This is a genomic window from Robbsia betulipollinis (assembly GCF_026624755.1).
Taxonomy (GTDB): Bacteria; Pseudomonadota; Gammaproteobacteria; order Burkholderiales; family Burkholderiaceae; genus Robbsia; species Robbsia betulipollinis.
Genome location: NZ_JAPMXC010000001.1, coordinates 2,466,687 through 2,492,049 on the forward strand (window position 1 = coordinate 2,466,687; position 25,363 = coordinate 2,492,049).

Below are 25,363 nucleotides of genomic sequence, written 5' to 3' on the forward strand. Positions count from 1 at the left end.
GGCGGGTTTCCCGGGACTGCTCCCGGCACCCGGCACACGGGTTCGCGGGCGTGATTTCTTGCCGTTCCTTGCCGGTTCCGTGTCCCGGGGCCGCGTGGCGCATCGGCGCATCGCGCCCGCGGCGGCCGCGCGCCGGAGGCGCCGCTTCCGGCCATGCCGGACGGCGAGGGCGATGCCCGGAAAAACCGTTGCGTGTCATGTCACGGGTTCGCCCCGGCACGCTCGAAAAGTCCGAAAACCTGCCCTTGGGAGGTACAATGGCGGGTATGTCAGAGCCACGTTTCGTTCACCTCCGCCTCCATTCCGAATACTCGATCGCCGATGGGATCGTTCGCCTCGATGACGCCATCGCGGCGGCCGCCCGGGACGGTCAGGGCGCGCTCGCCCTGACGGATCTGAGCAATGCCTTCGGCCTGGTCCGTTTCTACAAGAGCGCGCGCGGCGCGGGCGTCAAGCCGATCGCGGGATGCGACGTCTGGATCACCAATCCCGCCGATCGCGACAAGCCGTCGCGGCTGCTGCTGCTCGTGCGCAACCGCCAGGGTTACCTGAACCTGTGCGAATTGCTGTCGCGCGCGTCGTTGACGAACCAGTACCGGGGCCGCGCGGAAGTGCAGGCGGAGTGGCTGGAACAGGGTTTCGCCGAGGGGCTGCTGGCGTTGTCCGGCGCGCAGGGCGGCGATATCGGTCTGGCGCTGGCCGCCGGCAACCGTGCCGCGGCACGGGGGTGCGCCGAGCGCTGGCGGGCGATCTTCCCGGACGGCTTCTACATCGAACTGCAGCGCGCCGGGCAGGCCGGCGAAAGCGCCTATGTCGGCCAGGCGGCGACACTGGCCGCGGAACTGGGCCTGCCGGTGGTCGCCACCCATCCGGTGCAGTTCATGACCGCGGACGACTACACCGCGCACGAGGCGCGCGTCTGCATCTCGGAAGGCGATATGCTCGCCAACCCGCGCCGCGGCAAGCGTTTCACCGAAAAGCAGTTCTTCCAGACGCAGGACGAGATGGCGGCGCTGTTCGCCGATCTGCCGTCGGCGCTGGCGAACACCGTCGAAATCGCGAAGCGCTGCAATCTGACGCTCGAACTGGGCCGGCCGCGCCTGCCGCTGTTCCCGACCCCGGATGGCGTCACGCTGGACGATTTTCTCGTCGCGGAGTCCAAGCTCGGTCTGGAGAAGCGCCTTGCCTTTCTCTATCCCGACGAACAGGCGCGCGACGCGCAGCGGCAGACGTACTATGCCCGCCTCGAGTTCGAGACCGACACCATCATCAAGATGGGCTTTCCGGGCTACTTTCTGATCGTCGCCGACTTCATCAACTGGGCGAAGGGCAACGGCGTGCCGGTGGGCCCCGGGCGCGGCTCGGGCGCGGGTTCGCTCGTCGCCTACGCGCTGGGCGTGACCGATCTCGATCCGCTGCGCTACAACCTGCTGTTCGAGCGCTTCCTGAACCCGGAGCGGGTATCGATGCCCGACTTCGATATCGACTTCTGCCAGGAAGGCCGGGATCGCGTGATCCAGTACGTGAAGCGCAAGTATGGCGCCGACGCGGTGTCGCAGATCGCTACCTTCGGCACGATGGCCGCCAAGGCGGCGGTGCGCGACGTGGGCCGCGTGCTCGACCTGGGTTACAACTTTACCGACAGCGTCGCGAAGCTCATTCCGTTCAAGCCGGGCAAGCACGTCACGCTCGAGGACGCGATGAAGGAGGAGCCGCAGCTTGCCGAACGCTACGAGTCCGAGGACGAGGTCAAGCAGCTGTTCGACCTCGCGCAGCGCGTCGAGGGGCTGACCCGCAACGTCGGCATGCACGCCGGCGGCGTGCTGATCGCGCCGGGCAAGCTCACCGATTTCTGCCCGTTGTACACGCAGGGCGAGGAGGGCGGCGGCGGCGTCATCAGCCAGTACGACAAGGATGACGTGGAGGCCGTCGGCCTCGTCAAGTTCGACTTCCTGGGCCTGACCACGCTGACGATCCTCGACTGGGCCGAGCGCTACATCCGGCGTCTGGACCCGGCGAAGGAAAACTGGTCGCTCGCCGAGGTGCCGCTCACGGATGCCGCCTCGTTCTCGATCCTGAAAAAAGCCAACACGGTGGCCGTGTTCCAGCTGGAAAGCCGGGGCATGCAGGGAATGCTGAAGGACGCGCAGCCCGACCGGTTCGAGGACATCATCGCGCTGGTCGCGCTGTACCGGCCGGGCCCGATGGATCTGATTCCCAGCTTTTGCGCGCGCAAACACGGGCGCGAGACGGTGGAGTATCCGGACCCGCGCGTCGAGACCGTGCTCAAGGAGACCTATGGCATCATGGTCTACCAGGAGCAGGTGATGCAGATGGCGCAGATCATCGGCGGCTACTCGCTGGGCGGCGCCGACCTGCTGCGCCGCGCGATGGGCAAGAAGAAGGCCGAGGAAATGGCCGAGCACCGTGCGCTGTTCCGCGAGGGCGCCGCGGTCAATGGTCTGACCGCGGCGAAAGCCGACGAGATCTTCGACCTGATGGAGAAGTTCGCGGGCTACGGCTTCAACAAGTCGCACGCCGCCGCGTACGCCTTGCTGGCGTACTACACTGCCTGGCTCAAGGCGCACCATCCGGCCGAATTCATGGCGGCCAACATGAGCCTGGCGATGGACGACACCGACAAGGTGAAGATCCTGTTCGAGGACTGCCTGACGAACGGGCTGGCCGTGTTGCCGCCGGACGTCAACGCATCCGCCTACCGTTTCGAGCCGGTCGCCGGGACCGCCGATGCCAAAGCCAGGGCGGACGGATCGCCGCCGCGTTCCCGCACCATCCGCTACGGGCTCGGCGCGGTCAAGGGCAGCGGCCAGGGCGCGATCGAGGAGATCCTGCGTGCGCGCAGCGAGCGGCCATTCGACGACCTGTTCGATTTCTGCGAGCGGATCGACCGGCGCATCGTCAATCGCCGCACCGTCGAGGCGTTGATCCGCGCGGGGGCATTCGATTCGCTGGAGCCGGACCGGGCGCGCCTGCTGGCGTCGGTGCCGCTGGCCATGGAAGCGGCCGACCAGGCGAGTGCGAACGTGCTCCAGGCGGGACTGTTCGATCTGGGGGGCGAGGTGCCCCGTCATGAACTGCTGACCGTACCGGCCTGGACCGACAAGCGGCGCCTGCAGGAGGAAAAGGCCTCGCTGGGGTTCTACCTGTCGGGTCACCTGTTCGACGCCTACAAGACGGAGGTACGGCGTTTCGTGCGCCAGACGATCGGCGATCTGAAGGAAGGCCGCGACAAGATCGTCGCCGGCATCGTCACCGGACTGCGGACACAGATGACGCAGCGTGGCAAGATGGTGATCGCACTGCTCGACGATGGCTCGGCGCAATGCGAAATCACCATTTTCAATGAACTGTACGAAGCGAACCGGACATTGCTGAAGGAAGACGAGTTGCTGGTGGTGGGCGGGAGCGCGCGCTATGACAGTTTCAGCGGCGGTCTGCGCTTCACGGCGGAGCAGGTGCTCGATCTGGAGCGCGCGCGCAGCCGCTACGCGCGCTCGGTGCGCCTGTCGGTCAACGGCAACGCCGACGCCGCGCGGCTGCGCGAACTGCTTTCGCCATACCGGTCGCCGCTTGAGGATATGCCGGCCGGAGGCGGCGCGCCCTACGGCGGCGCGCCCTACGGCGGCGCGCCCTACGGCGGTGCATCTTCGGGCAGTGCATCGTCGGACGGCGGTGGCCGGGGGGGCAGGGGAAGAGGGGCCGGGCGCGACGCCGCGCCCGCCCGCAACGGGTTGCGGGTAGAGATCCGTTACAGCAGCGCCGACGCCTCGACCGAGGTGGCGCTCGGCAACGGCTGGTGCGTAAAGCCGAGCGACGAGCTGATCGGTGCGCTTTCGGAGGTGTTCGGGCGCGGCGCCGCAGAGATTTCGTATTGAACTCCACCGAGGCGAGGAACGGATGAACATCGGAATCGCATGCAAGTCTTTCCGGCAAAGCGGTGGACTGGAGCGCTATGCGCTGGACATCATCGGCGGACTGAACCGTCTCGGCATTCGCCCGGTCGTCTTCGCGCGCAGCTTCGACCCGGCGTTGCTGGCGCGTTACGACATCGTGCCCCAACGCATCGGCGTCTCCCTGTTGCCGGGCAAGCTGCGCGATCATTATTTCTCGCGGCGGGTCGCCACGCTGCGCAAGCGGCTGGGCGTCGACGTGCTGATCGGCGTCGACCGCACGGCATGCGCCGACATCGCGATCTGTGGCGGCACCCACCGCGGCTTCCTGCAGGCCTGCGCGCGTGCGCCGGGCCGGGCCGACGAATGGCAGATCGGGCTGGAAGCCGCGCAATATCGGCATGCCGGGAAAATCGTCGCGCATTCGCAGATGATGGTGGACGAGCTGCGCACCCTGTACGACGTACCGGTGGAAAAGATCGCGCTGTTATACCCGCCGGTGGACGCCAGCCGCTTCACGCCGGGCGATGCCGCACAACGGGCGCACCTGCGCGAACGTTTCGGTTTGCCGCGCGACAAGCTCGTGTTTCTGTTCCCGTCGAGCAGCCACGAGCGCAAGGGCTATGCGCAACTGGCCGAATTCTTCGAACGGACCACGCTGCCGGTCATGCTGGCCGTCGCCGGACGGCCCGTCGAAACATCCAGCGCCGCGATCCGCTACCTGGGCTATCAGCCGAACATGGCGGACCTGTACCGCGCCGTCGATTATTCGATTCTGGCGTCGCGCTACGAGCCCTTCGGCTTGATCGGCATCGAGTCGATCCTGTGCGGCACCCCGGTGGTCCTGAACGCGCGGATCGCCTGTACCGAGGTGCTGTCCAGCGAGGCCTGCCTGACCTTCGATGCGACGCAACCGGGGGCGCTGGCGCGCGCGGTCGCCGATGCCGTGGAGCGGCATGCGGGTTTCGGCATGGCGGGCGCGCGGGAACTGGGCAAGGCGATCCATTACGATCCCGACATCGACCGGCATGTGGCGGCCCTGATGTCGTTGCTGGCGCTCGCCAAGGTATCGGCCTTCGGCGCGACGGCGGATACCGAACGCGGGTTTCAGCCGCGCGCGGCGGCCTGATCCCGATCTCTAGTCCCGTCCGTTTTGCGGCGGCCGGTCCGGTCCGGGCATCCCCGGGGCAGGCTCTGCTCGCCCGAGTTCGGCGAGACGCAGGAAACGGTAGTACACGGTTTCCGCGTTGAACACGGCGATCATGAAGCCGGCACGGCCGTCGAGGCAGCCCAGCCGCAGGAAATAGGTGCGCACGAAGGCCCAGAGGCCGCGCCGCACCGCCTTGCCGAAGCTGGCACGGTCGCCGCGTTCGAAACGCTGGCGCGCGCCTGCGCCGGAATAGCTGTCGAGCTTGCGCAGCACCGCGCCGATGTCGTCATAACTGTAGTGCAGCAGCACGCCGTCCAGCAGCGCGGCGGTACCGGAGAACACCAGACGTTCGTGTACCCGGTCCTCGGAAAAACGCGCGGTGCCGCGCTTGAACAGGCGCGGCACCGCATCGGGCCGCCATCCCGAGTGGCGCACCCATTGTCCGCAAAACGCGGACAGACGGTCGAGGGCATGGACGCCGTCGGCATCGGCTGCGACGACATCGCGAATCGACGCCGCGAGCGCCGGACTCACGACTTCGTCGGCATCGACCACCAGGACCCAGTCCGTGTCGAGCAGATCGACCGCCCGGTTTTTCTGCACGCCGAACCCTGCCCAATCCGGACGGTGGTGGATCTGCGCACCGTGCAGGGCGGCGATCGCGAGCGTGGCGTCGCGGCTGCCGCTGTCGACGAGCACGATCCGGTCGGCGAAGGACAGCGCGCCCAGACAGTCCGCCAGATGCGCGGCGGCGTCCAGCGTGATGACGGCGATGCCCAGCGTCGGCCGCGGCCGGGCGGAAGGTGTCGGAGACGAGGCGGGCGGCGGCACGGTGGGCGAGGGCAAGGCGGCGGACGGGTTGGTGGACAGGTCGAAAAGCAGGTCGACAGGCAGGTCGACAAAGCGGCACCGCAACGATTACAGGCATCCGGACGGCTTCGCGGCGCGGGCGTCCTGATATACTTTCGGGCCAAGTATAACCGGGAAGGTTCGCCTTGCTTCTTTCAATTCCCGTTCGCCGATGAGTCGTCTGAGCGGCCGTCTCCGGATCTTCTCGCGTGCGTTGCCTCGCCTGCTGCTCAAGCCGTGGCGGCGCGAGCCGCGCACCGTGGGGCGCGTGCTGATCGCGCACCGGCTGCTGCTGGGCGACACGCTCCTGCTCGCCCCCTTGCTGAAGAAAGTGCGGGAGCAGCATCCGGATGCCGCGATCGTGCTGACCTGTCCGCCCGCCGTGGCGCCGCTTTTCGCGTGCCGGCCGTACGGGGCGACCGCCTTGCCTTATGATCCACGCAGCGCCGCCAGCATCGCGCGCATCGTCGCCAGTGGCCCGTACGATCTCGCAATCGTCGCCGGCGACCAGCGTTACGCCTGGCTCGCGCTGGCGGCGGACAGCCGCTGGATCGTCGCCTACCAGGCCGACACACCTGCGTGGAAACGCTGGCCTATCGACGCGTTGCCGCGCTTTCCCGACAGTCCCGTCGCGTGGGCGGATGCACTCGCCCTGCTGGTGCGCGGCGCGGCGCCCGGGCGTTTCGATCCAACCGAGTGGCCGATGCCTGCGCCGGCGCCGTTTGCGCCGCCGCCGGCCGGCTACGTGGTGCTGCATCCGGGTGCGAGCAATCCCGTCAAGCAATGGCCGGCGGCGCGCTGGCTGGCGCTGGCCGACACCCTGACGGCGCGGGGCTGGCGTCCGGTCTGGAGCGGCGGCCCCGGCGAGGGGGAACTGATCGCGCAGATCGACCCCGAGCGCCGTTACCCAAGCTACGCCGAACAGCTCGACCTCGCGCAGCTCGCCGCCTTGTTGCGCGGTGCGAAGCTGCTGGTCTGCCCGGATACCGGGGTCGCGCACCTCGGCCGGCTGCTCGCCGTGCCGACGCTCGCGCTGTTCGGCCCGGGGAGCGCGCGCGTGCATGGCGCGGGCCAATTCTGGGACCGGATGCCGTTCGTCGCCGAGACCGTCGACATCGCGTGCCGCGATCAGCCGACGCTGTTCGAGAGTACGGTAAGCTGGATCCGCCGGTGCGATCGCGACCTGGCTACCTGCCGCAATCGTCGCGGCGCCGGCGCGGCCTGCATGTCCGACATTTCCGAGGCTGTCGTGAAAACGCGGCTCGATACCTTGATCGATGGAGTTCGATGAAACAGAAGTTCGCCGAAGGGCTGTTGCTGAGCGCGATATGCGCAGTGGCGTTCGCCGTCATGTTCGGGCATTTCACCGGTGTGAAGAACATCGCGCTGGCGTTCGCGGCGCTCGGTCTGCTCGCCGTCGCGCTGATGCGCGAGCGTCCTCCGGCGGATGCCCATTACGCGCCCTGGCCGGACGCCGGCCTGCTGGTGCCGCTCGTGCTCTGGATGACGTGGACGGCCGCGTCGCTCGCCTGGTCGGTGTTTCCGGCCGCGAGCGCCGCCGCCTGGGTCGACGAGGTGGCGATCCCGACGCTTGGCTTCTTCGCTTTCTATCGGATCGCGTCGATCGGTCGTCCCGCGGCGTCGGCGGCCGGCGCGCGATCCGCGAAGGCGCGCCCGCGTGAGCGCGCCGTGGGCGCGGCGCCGTCGAATGCGCTGGCGGCGCCGCCCGAAGAGCGGGATCGTGCGGACCGGCCGCGTTCCGCGGTCGCCTTCGAGGCCAGCTGTTGGGTCGCGACGTTCCTGCTGGCCGCCCTCAGTCTCTACGGCGTGAATCAGCTGGCGCCCGAATTGCCGAAACCCGGCGTGCTGCACTTCTACGAGCGGGTCGGTCATACCAGTACGTTCGCACTGATCGTTCTGCCTCTGTTCGTGGCCATGAGCGTGCGTCCGGCGACCCGTCTCGCCGGGCTGAGCGGCGCGGTGCTCGCCATCGTGATCGGGCTGGTGAGCCTGAACCGATTTTTTGGCGTGAGCGCCGTCGTGACGCTGTTGATCGGTCTGGCACCTGCGTTGCGCCGGCGCAAAATCCTCACGTGCGTGCTTTTGCTGGGTGTGCTCGCCGGCCTCGCGGCCGCGTTGACGTATAGCAACAGCGAGCGCCTGCCCGGCCCGGGCAACAACGCCGGCCAGAGCAAATCGCAGGTATTCGAGCATGCGCTCGACGCGCAGCGCTGGCGTCAAAGCCTGCAACGCATGGTCCGGGTCGATCCGCGGCCGCAGATCTGGCACGCGTATGCCGAGCTGGGCATGCGGCACCCCTGGCTGGGCGTGGGCTTCGGCAAACCGCTGCCGGCCTACGCGTACGCGGAGGCGCTGCCGCCCGATCTCACCTCTCAGGAACCCCATGCAAGAACCCATTCCCATGACCTGTTCCTCAATACCTGGTTGCAGGTCGGCGTGGTCGGGCTGGTGCTCGAGTGCTTGCTGTTCGTCGCATTGATCCGCGCCTTCCTGCGCACCGCCCCTGCGGATGTCTGGCTGCGCGCGGCGGGCGTCGCGCTGGTGTGCGGGGTGATCAGCAAGAATCTGACGGACGATTTCCTGTGGCAGTCGACCAGCCTCGCGTTCTGGGGACAGGCCGGCTGGCTGCTCGGGCGCGCGCGCCTTTCCGGAATGATCCGGTACCGGATGGCCTCGGGACGTTCGGTGGCGATGCGGCGCCTGCGTCGGGTCGGAAACTGAGGACGGAATGCGATGACGAAAAAAGGACCGGGCGACGTGAAGGCGCCCCTGACCGCCAAGCCGATCGCCAATATGGCGGTGTTCAGGCGTCTGCGCCGCTATCTGCAGCCGCATCTCTTCGTCCTCATCGCCGCGGCGCTGTCGATGGCGCTCGTGGCCGCCAGCGAGGCCGGCATTCCCTGGCTGCTCAAACCCCTGGTGGACCGGGGGTTCGGCCAGGGCGCATCGGGGACCTCCCGCTGGATGATCCCGGTGGCGGTGGTCGTGCTCGCGTTCGTGCGCGGCGTGGCGCAATACGGCTCCGGCTATCTGCTGAGCTGGGTGACCAACCGCGTGCTGCAGGAGTTGCGGCGCGAGATGTTCCGGAAGATGCTGCACGCGCGCGTCGCGTTCTTTCAGCGCGAAACGGCGAGTACGATCATCAACGCGGTGGTCTTCGAGGTCAATCAGATCCTGAACACGCTGAGCGGCGTGATGGTCACGCTGGTGCGCGATTCGATGACGGTGCTGTGCCTGCTCGCGCTGTTGTTCTACCGTAACTGGCGCCTGACGCTCGTCATCGCGGTGATCCTGCCGGTGATCGCCTGGCTGGTCGGCAAGATCAACCGCCGGCTGCGGCGGTTGAATCGCGATTATCAGCAGCAGACCAACCAGTTGTCCTACATCGTCGAGGAAACCGTCGGCGGCTACAAGGTCGTCAAGGTGCACAACGGCGAAGCGTACGAGATGGGCCGCTTCGAGGAAATGAGCCGGCGCCTGCGCGGCTATTCGATGCGCATGACGGTGGCGGGCGGTCTCGCGCAGCCCCTCACGCAGTTCATCGCTTCGATCGCCCTGGCGATCGTCCTGGCGATCGCGATGATTCAGTCCGCGCACGATCAGACGACGGTGGGCGGCTTCGTGTCCTTCGTCACCGCGATGCTGCTGATCATTTCGCCATTGAAGCACCTGACGGACGTCAACCAGCCGTTGCAGCGCGGCATGACGGCGGCCGAGCTGATCTTCGGCCTGATCGACGAGCCGCCGGAGACCTCGGGCGGCGACCGTCGGCTGGAGCGCGCACGCGGCGAAGTCCGCTTCGAGCGCGTGAGCTTCAGTTATGGCAACGTCACACGCCCGACGCTCGACGCGGTGTCCTTCGTCGCCAGGCCGGGCGAGATGATCGCGCTGGCGGGTCCGTCGGGCAGCGGCAAGACGACGCTGGTGAACCTGCTGCCGCGGTTTTTCGATGCGACCGATGGCCGGATCCTGGTCGACGGGGTGCCGGTCGAGGAGTATCGGCTGGAGGATCTGCGGCGCCAGATCGCCTTCGTCAGTCAGGAAGTGGTGCTGTTCAACGACAGCATCGCGGCGAACGTGGCCTATGGACAGGAGATCGATGCCGCGCGGGTGGATGCCGCGCTGGCCGCGGCGAATCTGCGCAACACCGTGGCGGCGATGCCCGACGGCGTGGATACCCTCGTGGGCGACAACGGCATGCGGCTCTCCGGCGGCCAGCGGCAGCGGCTGGCGATCGCCCGGGCGATCTACAAGGATGCGCCGATCCTGATCCTGGACGAGGCGACCTCGGCGCTGGATTCGGAATCCGAGCGGCACGTACAGGAAGCGCTCGAGGTGCTGATGCGCGGACGCACGACGCTGGTGATCGCGCACCGGCTATCGACCATCGAGCGTGCGGATCGCATCCTGGTGATGGAGGCGGGCCAAATCATCGAAGAGGGAAGCCACGCCGAGCTGTTGAAGCGAGGCGGGCTCTATGCCAATCTGCACAACATCCAGTATCAGCGCGAGGAAGCCTGACGCGCCGTGAGGCGTGAAGGCCGACGCCATCCGCCGCCCGAAGGGGTGGCGTCGGCTCGCCGGCCGGTCTGCGCGCGGCTTACAGCGGTTGCGGCGGGTGCGGCGGCCTGGGATGGTGCGGGCGCGGCGGCGGCGGCGGGCGCCTGTGATGGCGCGGCGGCGGAGCGTGATGCGGCGGCGGAGCATCCGAAATGTTCGACTGGCCTTCGCCGAAATGCATCGTCTGCGCCTGGGCAGCGCTTGGCAGCGCGCCGGCGAGCAGGACGCCGGCGCCCAACGTCGCGGCAGCCAACCATGTTGCTTTTGTCATTGTTGCTCCATGAGGAAAATAGGGTCGACACGGCACCATGAGAGCGTGCCGGCACGAGCGCTCACGCTGGATGGGGTGAGCCAACCTTCATCCTACCCCAGTCAGCCCGGCACGGGGGCGGCGTGCGCCGAGACCAACGGGGCTTCCCTGTGTGCGCCGCGCCGCATCGCCGTCAGGCACCGCTACATCAGCACGATATCGTACTGTTCCTGCGCCACGTTCGATTCGACCCGCAACGACACCGGCTTGCCGATGAAGTCCGACAGCATCGCCAGGTGTTGCGATTCCTCCTCGAGGAACAGATCGATCACCGCCTGCGACGCCACCACCCGGAACTCGCGCGGGTTGAACTGGCGCGATTCGCGCAGGACCTCGCGCAGGATTTCGTAGCACAGCGTGCGCGGCGTCTTGATCTGTCCCTTGCCGGAACAGGTCGGGCAGGCCTCGCACAGCACATGGGACAGCGACTCCCGCGTGCGCTTGCGCGTCATTTCGACCAGGCCCAGTTGCGAGAAACCGCTCACCGTGACGCGGGTACGGTCGCGCGCGAGCGATTTCGTCAATTCGCCGAGCACCGTGGTGCGATGCTCGGCGTTTTCCATGTCGATGAAATCGATGATGATGATGCCGCCCAGATTGCGCAACCGCAACTGCCGCGCGATCATGTGGCTGGCTTCCAGATTCGTCTTGAAGATCGTCTCGTCGAAATTGCGGGCGCCCACATAGCCGCCGGTATTGACGTCGATCGTCGTCATCGCCTCGGTCTGGTCGATCATCAGATAGCCGCCGGATTTCAGATCGACGCGCCGTGACAGCGCTTTCTGGATCTCGGTCTCGACGTTGTACAGGTCGAACAGCGGACGCTCGCCCGTATAGTGGTGCAGCAGCGGCGCGACCGCCGGCGTGAATTCGCGTGCGAAGCCGCCGAGCTTGACGAAGGTCTCGCGCGAATCCACCTGGATCTTGCTGGTCTGTTCGGTGACGAAGTCGCGCAGCACGCGTTGCGCGAGATCGAGATCGGCATACAGGACCGAGGCCGGGGGCAGACGCGTGGCCTGCGCGGCGATCGTCGCCCAGGTCTTGCGCAGGTAGGCGACGTCGCCCGCGAGTTCCTCGCCGCTTGCGTCCTCGGCCATCGTACGCACGATATACCCGCCTTTCTCGTCCGGGGGCAGCACGGCGATCAGGCGCGCGCGCATCGCCTCGCGTTCGGCCTCGTTGCCGATCTTCTGCGACACGCCGATATGGGGCTCCTGCGGGAGGTAGACGAGATTGCGCCCGGCGATGCTGATCTGGGTCGACAGGCGCGCGCCCTTGGTGCCGATCGGGTCCTTGATGACCTGGACCATCAGCGTCTGGCCCTCGAAGATGATTTTTTCGATCGGACTTTGCGGCGCGTTGGCGCTGTGGTGGTCCTGGCGCGGTTGCCAGATGTCGGCGACGTGCAGAAAGGCCGCGCGTTCGAGGCCGATGTCGATGAAGGCCGACTGCATGCCGGGCAGCACCCGCACGACCTTGCCGAGATAGACATTGCCGACGCGGCCGCGCGAAAGCGTGCGTTCGATATGCAGTTCCTGGACCGCGCCCAGCTGCACGAGCGCGATCCGGGTTTCCTGCGGCGTGACGTTGATCAGGATCTCTTCGTTCATCGTGCTCGTGGCGTACGGCGGGTCTTTCCCGCAAGGGAGGAGAACCGCGCAATGGTGGGTTCCCGACATCCTACGTCATGCGCGTGCTTTCCGGTCGCCGGGCTGCGACGCCGCGCGGCGACCGGCGTGCGCCGGGCCGGCGCGCCGTTTCAAAACCGCACGCCGGCCTGGCGCAGCAGCCGGGCGGTCTCGAACAGGGGCAGGCCCATGACGCCGGAATAGCTGCCCGACAGATTCTCGACGAATGCGGCGGCGGTGCCCTGAATGCCGTAGCCGCCGGCCTTGCCGAACGGTTCGCCGCCGGCGATGTAGCGCGCGATCGCCGTGTCGTCGAGCGCAGCGAAGCGGACGTCGGAACGTGACAGCGCCAAGGCGTGGCGGGCGGGCGTGCCGCCGACACTGCCCGCGGGTGCCGGATGGGCGTCGCCCGCCACCACGGCGACCGCGGTCCATACCTGATGCGTTCGGCCGGACAGGCGCCGCAGCATCGCCGCCGCGTCGTCGGCGTCGCGCGGCTTGCCGAGAATCGCGCCCTCGCATGCCACGGTCGTATCCGCGCTCAGGATCGGCGCCGCGGGCAAGGCGCGCCGCACCCGTCGCGCCAGCGCGGCATCGGCCTTCGCGAGGCAGACGCGCTGCACGTACCCGGGCGCGGGCTCGCCCGCGATCAATGCCTCGAGCGCTTCGGCGTCTTCATGCGCTTCGGGCAGCAACATCTCGAAACGCACGCCGATCTGGTCGAGCAGTTCGCGACGGCGCGGACTTTGCGAGGCGAGATAGACGAAGGGGAAAGGGGCGGCGGTATCGGGCATGCGTCACACTCTCTAGGCCCGGTGGTAGGGATGGTTCTGATTGATGGTCCACGCGCGGTAGAGCTGTTCGGCGAGCAACAGACGTGCGACGCCGTGGGGCAGCGTCAGGCTCGACAGGCGCAGCAGCACGTCGGCGCGGGCCTTGAGCGCCGGGTCCAGGCCGTCGGCACCGCCGATGACGAAGGCGACGTCCAGCGCCGCGCGCTGCCACTCCGGAAGGGCGGCGGCGAGCCGCATGGTCGTCCAGTCGGCGCCGCGTTCGTCGAGCGCGACGATGCGCACCGATTTGGGCAGTGCCGCCTCGATGCGTTGCCGCTCGATCGCCATCACCTGCTCGGCGGGGCGGTTCGCGGTGCGCGGCTCGGGCTTGATCTCGCGCAATTCGATGCGCAGCTCGGCCGGCATGCGTTTCGCGTATTCGTCGAAGCCGGTCGCGATCCAGCCGGGCATCCGATGCCCGACCGCGAGGATATGCAGTTTCATCGCCCGCGCGCCGGCTGCTGCTTACTCGTCCGCGCCGTTGTTGGCCACGGTCTTGCGGGCCGGTGCCTTGCGCGCGACCGCTTTCTTGGCCGGAGCGCCGGCCGCCGGAGCGCGAGCCGTCGCGGCCCGCTTGGTGGCGGGCTTCGGCGCAGCGTCGCCCGCATCGTCCGCGCTCTTGCGCGCGGCGCGTTTCGCGGGCGCCTTCTTCGCCGGCACGGCCGCTTCCGGTTTCACCGGCGCGAGGCGGGGCTTGGCGAAGCGCGCCTTGTTGATCACGGCTTCCTGCTCGTCCTCTTCCTCGTCCGCGCCTTCGCGCACGCCGCCAGCGATCGAGCGGGTCTTCGATGCGAGCGTGACCTTGACCGGCTTGCCGCCCCACAACTCTTCGAGATTGTAGTATTGGCGCAACGCCGGTTGCAGGATATGCACGACCGCGTCGCCGCAATCGACCAATACCCATTCGCCGGTCTCGCCTCCTTCCGTGCTGATGACGCGGCCACCGGCCTCGCGCACCTTGTCGGCCACGCTGGAAGCCAGCGAACGCGTTTGCCGGTTCGACGTGCCGGAGGCGATCACGACGCGGTCGAACAGCGACGTCAGATGCGTCGTGTCGAAAACCTTGATTTCGTGGCCCTTGACGTCTTCGAGACCATCGATGATGGCGCGCTGTAGTATTTTGATATCCATGAGTTCTCTGGTGCGGCGCCGGGGCGCTTGAAGTGCAGCAGCGTCGGGCGATCTGCCGCGCTATGCGATTTTGGACGATGCGTCCGAAACCGGTGATTCGCCATAGAGGCGATGTTGACGAATATAGTGCCAGACGGCGTCGGGCACATGTTCGCAGGCTTTTGCGTCCGCCGCCAGACGTTGTTGCGCGCACTGGCGGATATGGGTGGCCGAGATGTCCAGATGTAGCGACTGGTCGATCAGGATGCCGCCATGCGCGTGCCGCCGGATGTCCTCCAGCGGCATCTCGCGGCGCGCGATCTGCGCACCGACCGCAGGCGAGGCGGCGGTCGGATCGAAGCCGGGGCGCGCCGCGACGCAGATATGCGCGAGTTCGAAAAGATCGAGCCAGTCATGCCAGTGATCCAACGCGACCAGCTGGTCCGCGCCGATCAGCAGCGACAGCGACGCGTCGGGCCCGACACGCTCGCGCCAGGCGGCCAGCGTGTCGACAGTATACGTGTCGCCGTGCCGTTCGACCTCGTCGGTGCCTACGCTCACGCGGGTGCCTGGCAGCCGCAGGTGCGCCGCGGCGATGCGCGTCATCTCCAGCCGCTGCGCGGCGGCCGAGACGCCGGTCTTCTGCCAGGGCTGGCCGGCCGGCATCAGCACCAGTTCGTCGAGCGCCAGCAATGCCGAGAAGTGCGTCGCAAGCGCCAGATGGCCGTCGTGGATCGGGTCGAACGTGCCGCCCAGAATCGCGATGCGGCGCGTCATGCGGACTCCAGCCAGTCCCGGCCCGTGAGGAAGTCGGTCGTGAGCCGCGCCTCCGCGGAACCCGGCTCCGGTTGCCAGTTGTAGCGCCAGCGCACCAGCGGCGGCATCGACATCAGAATCGACTCGGTACGTCCCCCGCTTTGCAGCCCGAACAGGGTGCCGCGGTCGAACACGAGATTGAATTCCACATAGCGCCCGCGCCGATAGGCCTGGAAATCCCGTTCGCGCTCGCCATAGGGCAGGCCGCGGCGTGCCTCGAGGATCGGCACGTAGGCCGGCAGGAAGGCGTCGCCGACGCTGCGCATCATTGCGAAGCTCCGTTCGAAGCCGAGTTCGGCGAAGTCGTCGTAGAAAATGCCGCCGATGCCGCGCGGCTCGTTGCGGTGCTTCAAATGGAAATACGTGTCGCACCAGGCCTTGAAGCGCGGATACAGGGTGTCGCCGAACGGCGCGACCGCGTCGCGGCAGGCACGATGGAAATGCCGCGCGTCGTCCTCGAAACCATAGTAGGGCGTCAGGTCCATGCCGCCGCCGAACCAGCAGGCCACCGTCTGCTCGTCGCGCTGGGCGACGAACATGCGCACGTTCAGGTGTACGGTCGGGCAGTACGGGTTGCGCGGGTGCATCACGAGCGAGACGCCGAGCGCCTCGAATCCGCAACCCGCCAGCTCGGGCCGGTTCGCGGTGGCCGACGGCGGCAGCGCCGCGCCGCGCACGTGCGAGAAACCCACGCCGCCGCGCTCGAAGAACGCGCCTTCCTCGACGATGCGGGTGATGCCGTCGCCTTGCAGGCGTTCCTCGGGCGCGCGCTGCCAGGCATCGGTGGCGAAGGCGCTGCCGTCGAAGGCGCCGAGCGTCTCGGCGATGCGGTGCTGAAGACCCAGCAGATAGGCGCGCACCGGGGCGGTGTCGATGGTCGTGATCATCGGTGCGCCCTCTGGTGGAGCGCCAGGGGGCCGTGCGCCGCCCGGCCGGGACGCGGCTTCTGGCCGCGGGTGTGTGCTCGAAACGTCATCCACGCTATTTGCCTAGTGTTTCCGGTTCAACGCGCGATAGCCGATATCGCGGCGGTACTGCATGCCGTCGAATGCGATCTGATTGATCGCATCGTAGACGATGGACTGCGCGCCGCGCACCGAGTCGGACAGTCCCACCACGCACAGCACCCGGCCGCCGGAAGTGAGCAGCCTGCCGTTGACCAGTTCGGTGCCCGCGTGGAAGGTCACCGCCGCTTCGGTTTCCTCCGGGATGCCGCCCACGAGGTCGCCCTTGCGCGGCGCGTCGGGGTAGCCGCGCGCGGCCACGACGACGCCCAGCGCGGTGCGGCGGTCCCAGCTCAGTTCGACGTCGTTCAACTGGCCCGCTATCGCCTGCTCGATCACTTTCGAGAAGTCGCCCTTGAGGCGCATCATGATCGGCTGGGTTTCCGGGTCGCCCATCCGGCAATTGAATTCGAGCGTCTTCGGATTGCCTTGCGCGTCGATCATCAGGCCAGCGTACAGGAACCCCGTGTAGCGGATGCCGTCGGCCTCCATGCCGCGCACCGTCGGCTGGATGATCTCGCGAATCACCCGGGCGTGCAGCTGCGGCGTCACCACCGGAGCCGGCGAATACGCGCCCATGCCGCCGGTGTTCGGGCCGGCGTCGCCATCGAGCAGGCGCTTGTGGTCCTGGCTGGAGGCGAGGGCGAGGATATGCTTGCCGTCGACCATGACGATGAAGCTCGCTTCCTCGCCGGTCAGGAATTCCTCGATGACCACCCGTGCCCCGGCGTCGCCGAGCTGGTTGTCGGCCAGCATCGCGTCCACCGCGGCATGGGCTTCCTCGAGCGTCTGCGCGACCACCACGCCCTTGCCGGCGGCGAGGCCGTCGGCCTTGACGACGATCGGCGCGCCCTTGCTGTCGAGATAGGCATGGGCGTCCGCGGCGACCGTAAACGTTGCGTAGTCGGCGGTCGGAATGCCATGGCGTTTCATGAAGGCCTTGGCGAAATCCTTCGACGATTCGAGTTGCGCGGCTTCCTTGCTGGGCCCGAAGATCTTCAGACCGCGCGCCCGGAACAGGTTGACGATGCCGGCGGCCAGAGGCGTTTCCGGCCCGACCACGGTGAAGCCGACCTTTTCGCGCTCGGCGAAATCGGCCAGCGCCTCCAGCGCCGCGGGCGTATAGCCGTCGGCGAGTTCGGGGAGGACGACGTTGCGCAGCCGCGGGTCGTGCGCGGTGCCGCCATTGCCCGGCGCGACGAACACGGTCTGCACCCGTGGCGATTGCGCGAGCCGCCATGCCAGCGCATGCTCGCGACCGCCGGATCCGACTACCAGTAGATTCATTGTATTTCCCCGAAAGATGATGCCGTATTCAAAGACGGGCGGCCGGCCAGGGGTGCCCCTGGCCGAGGGGGCGCGGGGCAACGGATGAGGCCCGGCGCTTCCGTCCCTGGCCGAGCGCCATTGCCCTGGCCGCTGCCGGCGCGGCGACACGGCGCTCTGCGGCGCATTGTCTCGCTGTCCTGGCACGATGCCCTGCCGTTGCACGCCCGCGCGGCTGGCGCCTGCGGCCCCGTGATCGATACGTAAGGTCTCGCTGTGTTGCATGGCGGAACCGGCTCGCCGCGACTGCCCGCCCCGCAGACCGGCGCATCACCGCGCGTCCGCCAGGGCCTTTCGTCGCCCGAGACCCGGCGCCCGTTCAGCAGGCGCTCATTCGTCGTCGATGATCGCGTTCGAAAAGACTTCCTGCACGTCGTCCAGATTCTCGAGCACGTCGAGCAGCTTCTGCATCCGTGCGCCGTCCTCGCCGCCCAGCGCGATCTCGTTTTGCGGTTTCATCGTGACCTCGGCCATTTCCGCCTTGAACCCGGCGGCTTCGAGCGCACTTTTCACCTGCGCGAATTCCGTGGGCGGGCACACCACTTCGAGACTGCCGTCCTCGTGCGTCGTGACATCGTCTGCCCCGGCTTCGAGCGCGGCTTCCATCAGCGCATCCTCGGACGTGCCGGGCGCGAACAGGAACTGCCCGCACTGCGTGAACATGAAGGCGACCGAACCGTCCTGACCCATGTTGCCGCCGTATTTCGAAAACGCGTGCCGGACTTCCGCCACCGTGCGCGTGCGATTGTCGGTCATCGTATCGACGATCACCGCGGCGCCGCCGATGCCATAGCCCTCGTAGCGGATTTCCTCGTAGTTCGCGCCGTCCAGACCGCCCACGCCGCGCTGGATCGCGCGCTGCATGTTGTCCTTCGGCATGTTCGCGTCCATCGCCTTGTCCATCGCCAGGCGCAGCCGCGGGTTGGTGTCGGCATCGCCGCCGCCCAGACGCGCGGCAACGGTGATTTCCTTGATCAGGCGGGTCCAGGCCTTGCCGCGTTTTGCATCCGCGGCGGCTTTCTTATGTTTGATGTTGGCCCATTTTGAATGTCCAGCCATTTCAGCATGTTCCTCGAATCGTCATCGGCCGCGCCAGGGGCGGCAAGACTGCCATTTTACCGGTGGTTGGCGCGGCGCGGGTCGATTCGCGAAGAAAGCCGGTCAAATGGACGGTTTTGTCGCTCGGCGGCCGGTCGTGCGCGCCGTTTTCCGGCGCGTTCCGACCCTCGCGCGGGGCTGCAAAACCGCATGACTCCCTCTAAAACGTACCGGGGTAGTTGCCGCCGTCGAGCAGCACGTTCTGGCCCGTCATGTAGCCTGCGTGGGCACTGCACAGGAAGGCGCATGCCGCGCCGAACTCGTCGGGCCGACCGAAGCGCCGCGCCGGAACCGTGCCCCGGCGCGCCTCGCGGACTGCGGCCTCGGAGGTGCCGCTCGCGGCGGCGCCCGCCTTGATGGTGGCGCCGAGGCGATCGGTGTCGAACATGCCGGGCAGCAGATTGTTGATCGTCACGTTGTGTTGTGCGACGGTGCGCGCCACGCCGGCGACGAAGCCGGTCAGCCCCGAGCGCGCGCCGTTGGACAGGCCAAGGATGTCGATCGGGGCCTTGACCGAGGAACTGGTGATGTTGACGATGCGGCCGAAACGGCGCGCGATCATGCCGTCGATGGTCGCGCGGATCAATTCGATCGGCGTGAGCATATTGGCGTCCAGCGCCTTGATCCACGCGTCTCGGTCCCAGTCGCGGAAATTGCCCGGCGGCGGACCGCCGGCGTTGGTGACGAGAATGTCGGGGGCGGGGCAGGCAGCAAGGGCCAAAGCGCGGCCAGCGGCGGTGGTGATGTCGGCGGCGACGGTGAGAACCGTGACGCCCGTCGCGGCGCGGATCGCCGTGGCCGTGGTTTCGAGGTCGGCGGCGGTGCGCGCGACGATGGTCAGATTCACGCCCTCGGCGGCGAGCGCCTCGGCGCAGCCGCGGCCCAGCCCCTTGCTGGCCGCGCATACCAGGGCCGTGCGGCCGGCGATACCCATATCCATGATGATGATTCCTGTGACTCGGAGGGAGTGGCACGGCGTGCGGCGCGGCGGGATGCGTGCCATATGCCGTGCGCTGCGCAATTTCCTACAGTCTACCGCCAGCGGCCCGGCATCGCGTGGCGGGAGGCGTGGGACGGCCCGGCTTGGCGCGGCGGATCGCCGGGCGACGGATCGCCGGATCGCCGGATCGCCGGATCGCCGGGCGACGGATCGCCGGGGAACGAATCGCCGTCCGCGAAGTTTTTAGCCCCGGTAGACTGGCGCGTGACAGCTGTTTTCCCATTTCGCGACGCGGAAGAAGTGCGTGTCATGCGCGCGTCCGCCCGCCATTGTTTACACTCTCGACCTCACCGATTTCAGGATTCCCGACCCTCATGAAGACCGATCCGCGTTTTCCGAATCTCTTCATCCTCGATCATCCGCTGATCCAGCACAAATTGACGCACATGCGCGACCGGACGACGTCGACGCGCACGTTTCGCGAACTGCTGCGCGAAATCACCTTGCTGATGGGCTATGAGATCACGCGCGACCTGCCGCTCGCGAGCCGTGCGATCGAGACGCCGATGACGCCGATGCAGGCGCCGGTGATCGCCGGGCGCAAGCTCGCGATCGTGCCCGTTCTGCGCGCGGGAATCGGCATGTCGGACGGCCTGCTCGATCTGGTGCCCTCGGCCCGTGTCGGGCATATCGGCGTTTACCGCGCCGCCGACCAGCGTCCGGTCGAATATCTGGTGAAGCTGCCGGACGTCGAGGAGCGCGTGTTCATCCTGTGCGATCCGATGGTCGCGACGGGTTATTCGGCGGCGCACGCGGCGGACGTGCTGGTCGCGCGCGGTGTGCCGGCGTCGCACATCCTTTTCCTGGCGCTGGTGGCCGCGCCGGAAGGCGTGAGCGTGTTCGCGCAGAAGCATCCGAACATCAAACTCTACGTGGCCGCGCTCGACGAGCGCCTGGACGAACACGCGTACATCGTGCCCGGCCTCGGAGACGCAGGCGATCGGCTCTTCGGCACCAAGAACTGACAGGCGAAGAACGCGGCGGCATGCGACGCACCGGCGCCCGACGCACCGACGCACCGACGCACCGACGCACCGACGCCCGACACGATTGTCGCGGCGGCGCGACGTCATGACGCATCAATGGGATGCCGAGGTGGCATCGCAGGCTTCGGGCATGCACTGCGGGTCTATACTAGTAGGGACGATGCACGCCTTGTCAGGCCGGGGCGCCGGCCCGGATCGGGGCGGTCAGTGCGGATTTTCATGGAGACGGCGATGATCGAAGCGTTTTCGCTGGCGGCGGGGCTGGCGTGGGCCAGTGGCCTGCGCCTCTACCTCACCGTCTTTCTGGCCGGTCTCGCCGGCCGCAGCGGCATCGCCGATCTGCCCGGTACCCTGCATATTCTGTCCTCGCCATGGATCATCGGCATTGCCGCCATCCTGGCGACCCTGGAATTCCTCGCCGACAAGATTCCGGCGCTGGATTCGCTCTGGGATGCCTTCCATACCGTGATTCGCATTCCCGCCGGCGCGTTGCTGGCGACGGCCGCGTTCGGTCATGCCGACGCGACCGTTTTGTCTGTCGCGGCGGTGTTCGGCGCGGGTCTCTCCGGGGCGGCGCATCTGACCAAGGCAGGCACCCGCGCATTGATCAACTTTTCGCCGGCATCGTTGTCGAACTGGCTGGCTTCCTCGGCCGAGGACGTGCTGGTGCTGGTGGGTCTGACCCTGGCGCTCTTCATGCCGATGGCCTTCCTGGCCCTGATGCTGGCTTTCCTGATGGTGGCCGGTTGGGCGTTGCCGCGCCTGTGGCGCGGCGTGCAGGGCGGCTGGCAGCGGATGTCGACGCAGATGGTCGGCGCGCGCATTCGTTCGCGTAGCGACTACCGTTCGCTCGGCAAGCGCGATTGAACCGCGCCTGGCCGACACGGGCGCGTCTTCTGGCATCGTTCGCCTGGACCATGACGCGCCGCGACTGGCGTGCGGGGGAACTGACCACGCTGCTGTTGGCACTGGTACTGGCCGTCGCCGCGCTGACCAGCGTCGGTTTCGTGGCGGATCGCATGCGCCAGGGGCTCGAACGGGATGCCCGTCAGATGTTCGGCGCGGACCTCCGCATCCGCTCGGACCGGCCGATGAATCCGGTTTTCGAGCAGGAAGCGCGGCGTCGCGGACTGCGCAGCGCGACGACCGCGGAGTTCCCCAGCATGGCTGCGGCGGTAGGGGCGGCCGGGCCGACGCCGGCGGCCTCGAACCCGGCCTCCGCCGCGCCCGTTGCGCAGGCGACGCGACTCGCGGCGGTCAAGGCGGTTTCCGCCGGCTACCCGCTGCGCGGCGCGGTGACCATCGTCACGCAGCGGGGGCCGCATGCGCCCGAGCGCGACGCGCGTGCGATTCCGACGCCCGGCACGGTCTGGGTCGACCCGGCGCTACTCGATGCGTTGCAGCTGCGTCTGGGGGACACGCTGCAACTCGGCAATCGCGATTTCACCATCGCCGGCGTGATCGTCCGGGAGCTGGATCGCGGTTTCTCCTTTCTCGATTTTTCACCGCGGGTGATGCTGCGTGCCGACGAACTGGCCGCCACCGGTCTCACGGGGCGGGGCAGCCGGGTCACCTATCGGCTGCTGGTCGCCGGTGACGACGCGCGCGCGCTTGCGTCGTACGAACGCTGGGCTGCGGCGCGAATCGCGCACGGGCCCGATGGCGGCGACCTGCGCGGCGTGCGCCTCGAGTCGCTCGCGCAGGGGCAGCCGCAAGTCCGCGAGACGTTCGAGCGCGCGGACCGTTTCCTGCGCCTGGTCGCCCTGCTTACCTCGCTGCTCGCCGCGGTGGCGATCGCCATGGCCGCGCAACGCTACGCGCGCCGGCATATCGACGGCTGCGCGGTGATGCGCTGCCTGGGCGCCAGCGAGCGCACGCTGCGCGGCCTGTTCGTTATCGAGTTTTTGTTCCTGGGCGTGCTGGGCGGCGTTCTCGGCAGCGTGCTCGGTTTCGTCGGGCACTGGGTACTGCTGCGCTGGCTGGCCGGCCTGATCGGCGTCGCCTTGCCCTGGCCCACGCTCTGGCCGGTGGCGCAGGGCATGGGGGCGGGTCTCATCCTGCTGCTGGGTTTCGCGTTGCCGCCCTTGTTTCCCCTGACGCGCGTGCCGCCCGGACGGGTGCTGCGGCGCGATTGGGGCACGGTCGACGCCGGCCGCTGGCGCTATGCGATCGGCATCGTGCTGTTCGCGGGGCTGCTGATTACCGCGGCGGGCGAGTGGCGTCTCGGGCTGATCGTGGCGGGGGGCTTCGCCGTGGGTGTGCTGGTGTTCGCCGCCGTGGGCTGGCTGGCGATCAAGGCGCTGGGCCGGATCGCGCGGCATCGCGGCACGCGCCGGCCGGGAATGGGGAAGGCGCGCGCGACGGCCCGCGGGTTCGGCTGGCGCTATGCGCTGGCGTCGCTGGAGCGGCGTGGCGGCGCGAGCGCGGTGCAGATCACGGCGCTGGGCATCGCGCTCATGTGCCTGCTGCTGCTGGGCATGACGCGCAACGATCTGATCGCCGGCTGGCGCAAGTCGACGCCGCCGGATGCGCCGAACCGTTTCATCATCGACATCCAGCCCGACCAGATGCCGTCCGTTACGCGTTACCTGATGGCCAACGGGTTGAGCCGCGCGGCGCCCGCACCCATGATCCGCGGCCGGCTGACCGCGCGCAACGGGCAGGCCGTCGCGCCCGCGCAGTTCAAGGAGGACCGCGTGCAGCGCCTCGTCGAGCGCGAATTCAACCTGTCCTATCGAACCACTTTGCCGGCGGACAACCGCCTCACCGCGGGCCACTGGTACGGCGCCGACCCCGCGCCGCAGATTTCGATCGAGGCGGGGCTGGCCCGCGATCTCGGCATCAAGGTGGGCGACCGGCTGCGCTTCGAGGTCGCCGGGCAGGCGGTCGAGGCGCCGGTTACCAGCGTGCGCAAGCTGGACTGGGGCAGTTTCCGGGTCAATTTCTTCGTGCTGATGCCGCCCGCCGCGCTGGCCGGTTTCCCGTCGACCTACATCACCAGCTTCCATGCGGATGTGAGGCAACAGCCGGCGATCGATACCCTGGTGCGGCAGTACCCGAATCTGACCGTGATCGACACCGGCGCCATCCTCGCGCAGTTGCAGCGGGTTCTCGATCAGGTGATCGACGCGGTGCAGTTTCTGTTCTTGTTCACGCTGGCCGCGGGGCTGGTGGTGCTTTACGCAGCCCTGGCCGGATCGCGCGACGAACGCTCGCGCGAATCCGCGCTGCTGCGCGCACTGGGCGCCTCGCACGGCCAGGTACGCGCGGCGCAGCTCGCCGAGTTTACCATCGTCGGCGCGCTCTCCGGGGCCATGGCGGCCCTGGGCGCCCAGTCCATCGCTTGGTTGCTCGCGCAGCGCGTGTTCGATTTCCCGCTGACGCCCAATCCGTGGATGGGGTTGGTGGGCGTGGCCGCCGGGCTGGTCTGCTCGATCGTCGGCGGCTGGTGGAGCTTGCGCAACGTGCTCAGGCGGCCGGCGTTGCAGTCGTTGCGCGAGACGTGAGCGCACGCTGGCCGGGGTGGCCAGGGTAAGTGGCCAGCAACGCGCTGCAGTAGGCTTGCAGGCGCTCGGTGCTGGCGGGGCCGCCGTAGAAGTCCGCGCGGCCCGGCGCCGCAGCGAGCAGGGTAGCGCGGCGTGCGGGGTCCGTCAGCACGTCGGCGAGCGCGTCGGCGAGCGCCGCCGCATCGCCGCAGGGCACCAGGATGCCGGCGCGGCCATCGTCCAGTACCTCGCGCGGGCCGGTCGGGCAGTCGCTGCACACCACCGGCCGCCCGAGCGCGAGCGCCTCGACAAGCACCATGCCGAGGCCTTCGTAACGCGTGCTCAACACCAGCAGCTCCGACCCGGCGACGACCGGATGGGGATTCGATAGATAGCCGGTGAAATGGATGCGCGCGCCCTGGCCGCTCGCCTGCGCCGCGGCCTCGACCTGCGCGCGGTCGGGCCCGTCGCCCACGACCACCAGATCCACATCGGCGCGCCCCTCTCGCAGCAGCCGCGCGTAGGCGTGGAACAGGGTCGCGTGATCCTTCTGCGCCTCGTCCAGCCGCGCGACCGAGACGATGTACGGTTTGTCGAAGACCGGCCCGGGGAGGGCGGCACGGCGCCGGATCTCTTCGATGTCGATGGCGTTGGGCAGCATCAGCACCTGCCGGATCGCGTCGCCGAACAGCTCGCGCGCCTCCTCGGCCATGGCGCGGTTCAGTACCGCGATACCGTCGTAGCGGGCGTATTGCCGCGCCAGCCGGGCGATCTTGGCCGGCCGGCCGACGAGGCGCGCGGCGAAGCTGAAGTGGCTGATGCCGATCCACGGCCGCTCGAAGCGGCCCGCCAGATGCCGCAGCGACAGATCGAAATCGACGATCACATCGTAATCGGCGGCGATCGACGCAATGCGTCGCCGGGCCCATTGCTTGTTGACCGTCGAGGCGAAGACGGTACGCGCCAGGCGCCCGAGCTTGCCCAGTCTGCCCTCGCGGCGGCGCGTGTGCAGCCCGTTGAGCAGCGGATGGGCGTGCAGGACATGCACTTCGATGCCCGCCGGGAGTTGCTGCCGATAGATGTCCTCGAACTCGGGCGTCGGATAGGCGATCGACAAGCCCAGGGTGAACTGCCGGGGCGGCAGCGCGCGCAGCCAGCCGATCAGCGCGGTCTCGGTGCCGCCGCGGCCGAAGTCGACGATATGGAACAACACGCGCAGGGGCGCGGACGGCGCCGCCGCGGCGCCGGGCACGGAATCGACGGTGGATTCGTTCAT

Annotated in this window: 20 protein-coding genes; 8 read left to right on the forward strand and 12 right to left on the reverse strand. The window is 68.2% G+C overall.

Annotation, left to right across the window (positions count from 1 at the left end; all coding sequences use genetic code 11):
* Positions 1 to 266: 266 nt before the first annotated feature.
* Together dnaE and OVY01_RS10790 are read left to right on the forward strand one after the other, a co-directional pair.
* Positions 267 to 3,896, forward strand: coding sequence for a DNA polymerase III subunit alpha (gene dnaE / locus OVY01_RS10785; protein WP_267847433.1), 3,630 nt, complete (start codon positions 267 to 269; stop codon positions 3,894 to 3,896).
* A 22-nt stretch (positions 3,897 to 3,918) separates the two neighbouring features.
* A complete protein-coding gene (locus OVY01_RS10790) occupies positions 3,919 to 5,040 on the forward strand; it encodes a glycosyltransferase family 4 protein (RefSeq protein ID WP_267847434.1) in 1,122 nt (373 codons plus the stop codon).
* 9 nt (positions 5,041 to 5,049) lie between these two features.
* Here the strand turns inward: OVY01_RS10790 and OVY01_RS10795 are convergent, their stop codons facing one another.
* Positions 5,050 to 5,892 carry a glycosyltransferase family 2 protein gene (locus OVY01_RS10795; protein ID WP_267847747.1) on the reverse strand — a complete coding sequence of 281 codons (843 nt, stop codon included), beginning with the start codon at positions 5,890 to 5,892 and terminating at the stop codon, positions 5,050 to 5,052.
* A gap of 190 nt (positions 5,893 to 6,082) precedes the next feature.
* On the opposite strand from OVY01_RS10795, the gene OVY01_RS10800 reads away from it, so the two are divergent.
* Genes OVY01_RS10800 through msbA form a run of 3 tightly spaced genes read left to right on the forward strand, consistent with a single transcriptional unit; the run spans position 6,083 to position 10,452 of the window.
* A complete protein-coding gene (locus tag OVY01_RS10800; RefSeq protein ID WP_267847435.1) occupies positions 6,083 to 7,201 on the forward strand; it encodes a glycosyltransferase family 9 protein in 1,119 nt (372 codons plus the stop codon).
* Complete coding sequence (locus OVY01_RS10805; RefSeq protein WP_267847436.1) at positions 7,198 to 8,652, forward strand: O-antigen ligase family protein; 1,455 nt, start codon at positions 7,198 to 7,200, stop codon at positions 8,650 to 8,652. Before OVY01_RS10800 ends, OVY01_RS10805 begins: the two co-directional genes overlap by 4 nt.
* Positions 8,653 to 8,664: 12 nt before the next feature.
* A complete protein-coding gene (gene msbA / locus OVY01_RS10810; protein WP_267847437.1) occupies positions 8,665 to 10,452 on the forward strand; it encodes a lipid A export permease/ATP-binding protein MsbA in 1,788 nt (595 codons plus the stop codon).
* Positions 10,453 to 10,531: 79 nt separating this feature from the next.
* Here msbA and OVY01_RS10815 read toward each other — a convergent pair whose 3' ends face one another.
* The 10 genes from OVY01_RS10815 to OVY01_RS10860 all read right to left on the reverse strand — a co-directional run bounded on the left by OVY01_RS10815 (position 10,532) and on the right by OVY01_RS10860 (position 19,556).
* Positions 10,532 to 10,762, reverse strand: a complete 231-nt coding sequence (locus OVY01_RS10815; RefSeq protein ID WP_267847438.1) for a hypothetical protein — start codon at positions 10,760 to 10,762, stop codon at positions 10,532 to 10,534.
* A gap of 182 nt (positions 10,763 to 10,944) precedes the next feature.
* Complete coding sequence (gene rng, locus OVY01_RS10820; RefSeq protein WP_267847439.1) at positions 10,945 to 12,411, reverse strand: ribonuclease G; 1,467 nt, start codon at positions 12,409 to 12,411, stop codon at positions 10,945 to 10,947.
* A gap of 149 nt (positions 12,412 to 12,560) precedes the next feature.
* Positions 12,561 to 13,223: a Maf family protein gene (locus OVY01_RS10825; RefSeq protein WP_267847440.1), complete on the reverse strand. Its 663-nt coding sequence runs from the start codon at positions 13,221 to 13,223 to the stop codon at positions 12,561 to 12,563.
* 12 nt (positions 13,224 to 13,235) lie between these two features.
* Complete coding sequence (gene rlmH, locus OVY01_RS10830) at positions 13,236 to 13,706, reverse strand: 23S rRNA (pseudouridine(1915)-N(3))-methyltransferase RlmH (RefSeq protein WP_267847441.1); 471 nt, start codon at positions 13,704 to 13,706, stop codon at positions 13,236 to 13,238.
* Between the two features lie 21 nt (positions 13,707 to 13,727).
* Complete coding sequence (rsfS, locus tag OVY01_RS10835; RefSeq protein WP_267847442.1) at positions 13,728 to 14,393, reverse strand: ribosome silencing factor; 666 nt, start codon at positions 14,391 to 14,393, stop codon at positions 13,728 to 13,730.
* 60 nt (positions 14,394 to 14,453) lie between these two features.
* Positions 14,454 to 15,149 (reverse strand): nicotinate-nucleotide adenylyltransferase, encoded by a 696-nt coding sequence (locus tag OVY01_RS10840; protein WP_267847443.1) that lies wholly within the window; start codon positions 15,147 to 15,149, stop codon positions 14,454 to 14,456.
* Complete coding sequence (hemF, locus tag OVY01_RS10845; protein ID WP_267847444.1) at positions 15,146 to 16,075, reverse strand: oxygen-dependent coproporphyrinogen oxidase; 930 nt, start codon at positions 16,073 to 16,075, stop codon at positions 15,146 to 15,148. Before hemF ends, OVY01_RS10840 begins: the two co-directional genes overlap by 4 nt.
* Before the next feature lie 102 nt (positions 16,076 to 16,177).
* A complete protein-coding gene (gene purD, locus OVY01_RS10850) occupies positions 16,178 to 17,479 on the reverse strand; it encodes a phosphoribosylamine--glycine ligase (RefSeq protein WP_267847445.1) in 1,302 nt (433 codons plus the stop codon).
* Between the two features lie 369 nt (positions 17,480 to 17,848).
* Positions 17,849 to 18,577, reverse strand: a complete 729-nt coding sequence (locus tag OVY01_RS10855) for a YebC/PmpR family DNA-binding transcriptional regulator (protein WP_267847446.1) — start codon at positions 18,575 to 18,577, stop codon at positions 17,849 to 17,851.
* A gap of 199 nt (positions 18,578 to 18,776) precedes the next feature.
* Positions 18,777 to 19,556, reverse strand: coding sequence for an SDR family oxidoreductase (locus OVY01_RS10860; protein ID WP_267847748.1), 780 nt, complete (start codon positions 19,554 to 19,556; stop codon positions 18,777 to 18,779).
* 374 nt (positions 19,557 to 19,930) lie between these two features.
* Here OVY01_RS10860 and upp point away from each other — a divergent pair, with 374 nt between their 5' ends.
* The 3 genes from upp to OVY01_RS10875 all read left to right on the forward strand — a co-directional run bounded on the left by upp (position 19,931) and on the right by OVY01_RS10875 (position 24,108).
* The gene (gene upp, locus OVY01_RS10865) at positions 19,931 to 20,581 is read left to right on the forward strand and encodes a uracil phosphoribosyltransferase (RefSeq protein ID WP_267847447.1); all 651 of its coding nucleotides are present in this window, start codon (positions 19,931 to 19,933) and stop codon (positions 20,579 to 20,581) included.
* 252 nt (positions 20,582 to 20,833) lie between these two features.
* Positions 20,834 to 21,469: a DUF4126 domain-containing protein gene (locus tag OVY01_RS10870; RefSeq protein ID WP_267847448.1), complete on the forward strand. Its 636-nt coding sequence runs from the start codon at positions 20,834 to 20,836 to the stop codon at positions 21,467 to 21,469.
* A gap of 50 nt (positions 21,470 to 21,519) precedes the next feature.
* Positions 21,520 to 24,108, forward strand: coding sequence for an ABC transporter permease (locus OVY01_RS10875; protein ID WP_267847449.1), 2,589 nt, complete (start codon positions 21,520 to 21,522; stop codon positions 24,106 to 24,108).
* Here the strand turns inward: OVY01_RS10875 and OVY01_RS10880 are convergent.
* The gene (locus OVY01_RS10880) at positions 24,071 to 25,363 is read right to left on the reverse strand and encodes a glycosyltransferase (RefSeq protein ID WP_267847450.1); all 1,293 of its coding nucleotides are present in this window, start codon (positions 25,361 to 25,363) and stop codon (positions 24,071 to 24,073) included. The genes OVY01_RS10875 and OVY01_RS10880 overlap by 38 nt on opposite strands.